We start from the raw sequence: 7,067 nt of genomic DNA on the forward strand, positions 1-7,067 counted from the left end.
GTCTACCACCACGGCCATGTCGATGGAGGGCGGAAGCGTGTTTTCGATGTCGGCGAGCAGGTCGAGAATGTCGCTCACGATCTGCACGGTGTTGCCGCCCGGCTGCTTGGTCACCTGAACGATGACGCCGGGATTGCCGCTGATGAAGCTCGCCTGGTTGGTTTCTTCCACGCCTTCTTCCACGTCGGCGACGTCGCTCAGGCGCACGGGCGCGCCGTTACGCCAGGCAACGACGATTTTGGCGAAGTCTTCGGCCTTGATCAGCGAGCCGTTGTCCTTGATGTTGCGTATGCGGTCCGAGCCTTCCAGCTTGCCGGTGGGCAGGGTGACGTTGGCGGCGTCGATGCCGTTGCGGATTTCTTCCGCGCTGACGTCGCGCGCCTGCATGAGGTCGGGCCGGAGATTGACGCGCACCGCGTAGCGCTTGGCTCCGCGCACGTCGGATTTCGACACTCCGGCCACCATGGAAAGGCGCTGAGAGACGTAGTTTTCCGCGTAGTCCGTCAGCTGCTGCCGCGTGATGGTGTTGGAGGTGAGCGCAATCTGAATGACGGGCAGGGAATCGGGGTCCAGCTTCATGAAGCGGGGCATCTGCGTCATCGTGTCCGGCATGCGGGAATAGGCGATGGAAATGGCCGACTGCACGTCCAGAGCCGCGCCGTCGATGTCGCGGTCAAGCTCGAACTCCACCCGCACCATGGTTCGGCCGAGCTTGTTGGTGGAGGTCATGTTCTTGATGCTGGCAATGGTGGAGAGCTGCTTTTCCAGCGGCTTGGCCACGGAGGTGGCCATGGTTTCAGGCGACGCGCCGCTCAGCGTGGCGGAAACGATGATGACCGGATAGTCGATGTTGGGGTTTTCGCTCAGCGGAAGGCGCAGATAGCTCATCCAGCCGAAGACGAGTATGCCCATCATCAGCAGCGTGGTGGCAACGGGGCGCTTGATGAACGTGGTGGAAATGTTCATTGCTGCGCTCCCCCGGAGGCGGTGATTTTTCTGTCTTCCTGCAGACGCACGGGCATGCCGTCCTTCAGGCGCACATGGCCTTCAAGCACAACCTGCTCTCCGCTGGAGAGCCCCTTGGAGATGACGGTGATGCCGTCGTTTTCCACGTCGGTGCTCACAAGGCGCACGCGGGCGATGCGGTCGTCGCCTACCACATAGACGAAGGGGCCGTCCGGGCCGAGCATCACGGCGCGGCTCGGCACGGTGACGGCGTTCTTCCTCGTGTCGAGCTGTATCTTCACGCGGAGAAATTCTCCGGGCCACAGTTCCGTGCCCTCATTGAGAAAGCGCGCCTTCAGCGGCACGGTGCCGGTGTCGGCGTCCACGTTGCCCACGAAGATCACGTTGCCGACAAGGGGCTTGCCTTCCTTGGAATCGGCCGACACCTGCAGGCCCGATTCCCGAACGTCGCGGCGTATGAGGGGAAGATGCTTTTCCGGTACGCTGAAGGTGATTTCCGCGGGCTGAAAGGCGTCCACGACCACAAGGAGCGTCTGCGCCGTGATGACGTTGCCTCTGTCCACGCGCACGTCGCTTGCGCGACCGTCCATGGGCGCGCGTATTTCGCAGTAGGAGAGATCAAGTTCGGCCTTTTCGAGGGCGGCCGCATCTTCGCGCACGTCGGCCTGCGCGCTGACCATGGTCACGCGCGCGGCGTCGGTTTCCGCGGCGCTGGAGAAGCCGCCCTTCTTCATTTTTAGCGCGCGGGAGTAGTCGTCCTGAGCCTTGGCAAGCTTGGCCTTGTCGCTTTCGAGTCTGGCCTGCGCCTGATGCAGCGCTATCTGATAGGGTTCTTTTTCAATGACGAAAAGAAGCTGCCCCTTCTTTACCATTTCGCCGTCGCGCACGAGAACCTGCTGCAACTCTCCGCTGGTGCGCGAAACGATGTTCACGGAAGCGGAAGGCTCCACGGTGCCGACGGCCTCAAGCATGTAGGGAACGTCTCTTGTTCCGGAGGCGACGAGCGTGACCAGCGCGGTGCGGACGGCGCGGGGCTGCGTTTTTTCGGATTCACCGGAACAGCCGATCAGCAGCACGGCGCAGACAAAACACAGAAAAATTCGAGCGGACATGGAGACTCCCGGGGCTGTTGACTTATTTTGTCATAGTACGAAGAGAGAAATTTTGCTGTCAAGAAAAGGACGGAAAAGATTTTCTTTCAAAAGATTGCAGCGCATCGCATAAAAGAAGAGAGCCGTTTCCATGGTTTCATGAAAGCGGCCCTTTTGAAGAAGGCGTCAGGATTTGTCGTCGGAGCGTTCGCCGACAAGATGTTCCATCTGACGGCAGATGCCCATGAAGATGTCCATTTCATGGCGACGCAGATCGGCCCTGTCAAAGAAGCGGGCAAGCGGCAGGAAAAAGTGCTCGGGATTGTCCCTCGGAATGGTGCCGATGTCCATGAGGGCGTTTTTCAGCGTGCGGAAGAGGAAATCCCTCTCCTCGGCCGTGACGCGGCGGGAGAGATTCGGATGGGCGTCGATTCTGGCGGCGTCGGGCAGGGCGAGGAAGCATTCGTAGATCATGAGCAGCACGGCCTGCGCAAGGTTCAGGGACGAAGCGTCCGGCGCGGTGGGAATGGTGACCAGGCGTCCGCAGTTTTCCAGATCCTCGTTGCTGAGGCCGCGATCCTCCGGGCCGAACATGATGGCGACGTCTTCGCCGAGGGCGATGCGTTCCGCAATTTCCGCTGCGGCCTGACGGGGCGTGATGAGCTGCTGCCTGGCTCCGCCCGTGCGTGCGGTGGTGCCGACCACCAGCGTGCAGGGAGCCACGGCCTCCTGCACCGAATTCGTAACCGTGATGGAGTCGAGCAGAGGCTTGCCCTGGCTTGTGGCCGTAGGCAGGGCTTTTTCGTAATTCCAGCGGCGGGGTTCGGCAAGATACAGGGGCGCGTGGCCGAAGTTGGCCGAGGCGCGCGCGGCCATGCCTATGTTTTCGGGGAAGTTGGTGCGGACCAGCACCAGACGCAGATGCCGCATCATGGCGGCGATTTCGGAAGCGTTTTTCATATCATCATCGGGCAAAGCCCGCTCCGTAGGTTGTTAGAGAGAGTCTGGCCACACGTGAGAGGCCGTGAGGGCCAGCATGGCCATGCCCAGACCGAATTTGACGACCATGCCCAGAAAGCGCCCCACGAACGCGCCCTGCGCGGCGCGGAATGCCACTTCCGCAGGCTGACGGCGAATGAGCGTTTCCGCGAGAAAGCATCCGGCCCATGCGCCGAACAGCGCGCCGAACACCGCGCCGACGCCGAACATGAAGGGCGCGCCGAAGATTGCGCCCAGAATGGCGCCGACGATGCCCGCCCAGGTGGAAACTTTGGACGAGCCGTATTTTTTTGCGCCCCATATCTGGGCTCCGAACTCCACGATTTCTCCGGCTACGGCGAGCCCTATGAACATGACGAAGAAAAGCACGTTGAGTCCGCTGCCCGGAACGAGCAGCGCCCAGGCCGTCACCAGTGCCACCATGGCCCAGTTGCCGGGCAGCGTGACCAGATTGAGCAGCACGCACACGCCGAGAGCGAGCAGGAAAAGCGCAGTGAAAAAAACGCTCATGCACTCTCCTCGAAGCTGAGCCCGAAGATGAGGCCGAAACAGCGGTCGAAGCGGTCGTCTCCGCAGGGCGAGATCAGGCGTCCGCAGTCCTTGAGGTTGTCTCGGCCCGGTCCCATGATGCAGGTGGGACGGAAACCCTCGGCCTCGGCGGGCAGGTCTCCGCAGATGCAGCCGTGTCCGCCGGAGGCTCGCACCTGTTCGTCGGGCAGCCAGTTCAGGCGCATTTCCTTGAGATCGTTCATCAGCGCGTCGCGGGAAATGTCGCTGTGCTGTTCATAAAGTCCCAGCAGCCGTTCCTGATAGACCATGAAGGCCTGCACGTGACGATGCCCCGCCCACAGAATGGTGACGCCTTCGCAGAAGGAGCGGTCGCGCACGGATTCCAGACTCAGCGCCGCCAGCAGGGCGGCAAGTCCGCTGTCGACGCCCACGGCGGTTCCGAACAGGCGGCGGGCGTCGCTGAGAAGCGGCGCGACTTCCCAGTCGGAAAAATCGCTCTTCATGAGAAGATCGGGGCGGCCTTCGGTGCGGCGCAGCGCGTCTTTCCAGCGCTGAATGCGCTCGGCGCGACGCTTTTGCGCGGGCGAGTCGCTCTTATCGGCGTTCATGCCGCAAAGCAGCGTCAGCTCGGGAAAGGGCAGATTATTTTTTTTCAGAAAATCGAGGGCCTGTTCCACGGGGCGTTCTGCCGGAAGTTCGGCCTTCGGCCAGCGGGAAGCCTCCATGCCGGGAAGAGCCAGCATGACTGCGGTGAAGCGGCTGCCGTTGTCCAGAACAAGAGTGGGGCGCTGCGGCGCAGCGTTGTTTGCCATGAGGGAGTCCAGCATAGTTGTTGCCTGTTCGGGCGAGTTGCGTTGTCGATGTTCGGGGCGGGCGTTGTCCGCATTTCGGCAAAGGCGCGGCGTCCGTTCCGCCGGGGCGGTCGAACGCCTTTTCTTTGCAGGAGCCCGACATCAGGGCGTGAGAAAAAGGAACGGGGAGAAATCTCCCCGTGCAGCGTTACAGCAGAGCGCCGTTCCAGTTGAACTCGCTGGTGCGGCGAAGCGGAGGCATGTTCGGCGGAACGTTTTCCTCCAGTCTGGCGAAGAAGGCGTAGCCTGCGGATTCCAGTTCCTGCCTGTGCGCGGACAGATCCATGGGCCAGGCCGGATAGATCCACAGGTTGTGGCCGTAGTTGCGTGCCCAGAAGGCTTCGCCCTTGGGGCTGAAGAAGGCTTCGTTGGCCTTGACCTGATTCATGCCGTGCCGCGAGATGCCCACGGGCCAGTAGCCGGAGAGCACCATGCCGAGGGGCAGGCAGCACTGACGCGGCAAAGACAGGTAGTCTTCTCCCGAAAGCTCGGGGCTGACGAAGGCGGATTCAAAGCCGAGCCTGGCCAGCACGGCCACGGCGGCGGGGTTGGAGATGTTGCAGAACGGCCCGGCCACGAGATGCGGACGGCGGCGTTCGTCGTCCATAGGGAAGAGGCTGACCTGCCACGGCGAGTTGCACACGAAGTGCGTGGAGCCGCCGCGCATGGCTTCAATGACGAGTCGCTGCCACAGGGCTTCTTCGTCCGGCCAGATGACCGGCGGCAGCCACCAGGAAATACGGGGCATCACGGTGCGCGACACGGCGCGCACGGAGTTCGCCGACATCCACAGGCCGGTCATGATCGAGCGGGAACCGCGTGTTTCACGCCCCTGCGGCAGGCTCGAACGCACGAGGTAGTCCTGCTGACGGCGGGCGCGGACGGGGCGGGGCAGATGGGGCGTCCACTCCACGAGGGGGCTTTCCACCAAGCGGCATTTTTCCAGCTTCTTTTCCCAGTCCTGAAGAATGTGGATCAGTTCCGGTTCCCGGCGGTCGATGAGGAACACGGGCACGCCGGCCTTGGGCATTTTGTGTCTGGCAAGGCGCAGGGTGCAGGTTCCGGCCTTGGGCGTGCGTCTCGTCACCGGCACGGTGTCGTGCCAGGGTTCGTCTTCATAGCCTATGCGCAGAAGATCCTTGGGGAGCAGCTCGATGCGGGGCTTGATGAAGGGCAGCGAGGGCGCGCCGTTCTTTTTTTCAAACTGAATCTTGCCCACCAGAAGACCGGAACTCGTGGGTTCGTCGGGCGTGGAGATGTGGGCGTCCTTCTGCGGCAGAAAGCGCGCGCGGGTGACGGGGCGGCCCAGCGCCATTTCGAGCAGGGCTTCGGCGTCCTTCTTGGCGTGGGGCCAGTCGGGCGTGCCCAGGGAGTCGAGCAGCATGCGGTAGGCCGTCACCACGTGATACACGTAATGCGGGCCTTTCTTGCGGCCTTCAATCTTGAGGCTGCGGATGTGGGGAATTTCGGCCAGCGTTTTGACGAGCACGTCGATGGAGAGATCCTGACAGGAGAAGAAGCGGCCTTCGCGTCCTTTCTGCTTGTAGATTCTCCGGCAGGGCTGCACGCAGCGGCCGCGCAGACCGCTCTTGCCGCCGAGATAGCTGGACCAGTAGCAGCGGCCGGAAACGCACCAGCACAGCGCGCCGTGGACGAACATTTCAAAATCCATGCCCTCGGGGGCTTCTTCGTCCATCTGACGAATTTCGTCGATGGAGAGCTCGCGCGGAAGCACCACGCGCTGCACGCCGAGCTTCTGCACGGTCAGCAGATCGCGGGAATAGGAAATGTTGGAGAGCGTGGAGAGATGGAGTTCACCCTCGAAGCCGGCCTGACGGGCCACGTCGATGAGGCCTATGTCCTGAATGATGAGGCCGTGGGGCTGAGCGTCGCGCTGGAGGCGCTTGATGAGGCGTCCGGCGGCGGGAATGTCGCTTGCCTTGATGAGGGAGTTGAAGGCCACGTAGATTTTGCGGCCGTTCTGATTGGCCAGGTCCACCATGCGGGCGAGCTCGGTGGTGCTGAAGTTTTCCGCTCCGGCGCGGGCGGAGAAGTTCTTGAGGCCGAGATAGGCGGCGTCCGCGCCGGCGGCCATGCCCGCCAGAAAGCAGGACATGTCGCCGGCCGGAGCCAGAAGTTCAGGCAGAGTGTGCTGTGTCATGATTTCCTGTTATGTCGATGGCTGACCTCCTCTGCATTTCTGCCTGGCCACAGCCATCATGAGTTTTATCCGGTTTATCTGGTTCACTTCGCTCGCGCCGGGATCGTAGTCCACGGCGGCGATGTTGGCTTCGGGGAAGCGTCGCTTGAGCTCCTTGATGACGCCCTTGCCCGTGATGTGGTTGGGCAGGCATCCGAAGGGCTGCATGCAGAGAATGTTCCGAATGCGGCCGTGGAGCAGTTCCATCATTTCAGCCGTCAGCAGCCAGCCCTCGCCGGTCTGCTGACCGAGGGAAACCACGCCGTTCACCTGTTCGCGCAGCTTGCGGAACGGAAGCGGGGGAGAGAATCTCCTGCTTCGCGCGAGCACGAACCGGAGCGGCAGCCGCAGCGTCAGCAGCGCGCGCAGCAGCAGATTGCTGACCGTGGCGCGTCCCATGCTGCCGTTGTGGTGCTGCCAACGATACACTTCATCATACAATCCGTACAG

General features: G+C 62.3%; 6 protein-coding genes and 1 pseudogene. All 7 read right to left on the bottom strand.

What is annotated here, in order from left to right; all coding sequences use genetic code 11:
- On the bottom strand, window positions 1-966 hold a 966-nt coding region (locus tag ACZM96_RS08655; protein WP_489488556.1), incomplete at its 3' end, for an efflux RND transporter permease subunit.
- On the bottom strand, window positions 963-2,078 hold the full coding sequence (locus ACZM96_RS08660; protein ID WP_489488557.1) for an efflux RND transporter periplasmic adaptor subunit: 1,116 nt from the start codon (window positions 2,076-2,078) through the stop codon (window positions 963-965). The genes ACZM96_RS08660 and ACZM96_RS08655, both read right to left, overlap by 4 nt.
- A 165-nt stretch (window positions 2,079-2,243) precedes the next feature.
- A complete protein-coding gene (locus tag ACZM96_RS08665) occupies window positions 2,244-3,032 on the bottom strand; it encodes an RNA methyltransferase (protein ID WP_489488559.1) in 789 nt (262 codons plus the stop codon).
- 18 nt (window positions 3,033-3,050) lie between these two features.
- The gene (locus ACZM96_RS08670) at window positions 3,051-3,566 is read right to left on the bottom strand and encodes a DUF456 domain-containing protein (RefSeq protein ID WP_489488560.1); all 516 of its coding nucleotides are present in this window, start codon (window positions 3,564-3,566) and stop codon (window positions 3,051-3,053) included.
- On the bottom strand, window positions 3,563-4,378 hold the full coding sequence (locus ACZM96_RS08675) for a DUF1786 family protein (RefSeq protein ID WP_489488562.1): 816 nt from the start codon (window positions 4,376-4,378) through the stop codon (window positions 3,563-3,565). Before ACZM96_RS08675 ends, ACZM96_RS08670 begins: the two co-directional genes overlap by 4 nt.
- A gap of 187 nt (window positions 4,379-4,565) precedes the next feature.
- Window positions 4,566-6,578: a peptidase U32 family protein gene (locus tag ACZM96_RS08680; RefSeq protein WP_489488563.1), complete on the bottom strand. Its 2,013-nt coding sequence runs from the start codon at window positions 6,576-6,578 to the stop codon at window positions 4,566-4,568.
- 9 nt (window positions 6,579-6,587) lie between these two features.
- Window positions 6,588-7,067, bottom strand: a pseudogene (locus tag ACZM96_RS08685) (2-hydroxyglutaryl-CoA dehydratase); the annotation flags it as partial.

It is taken from the genome of Mailhella sp., from assembly GCF_057866825.1.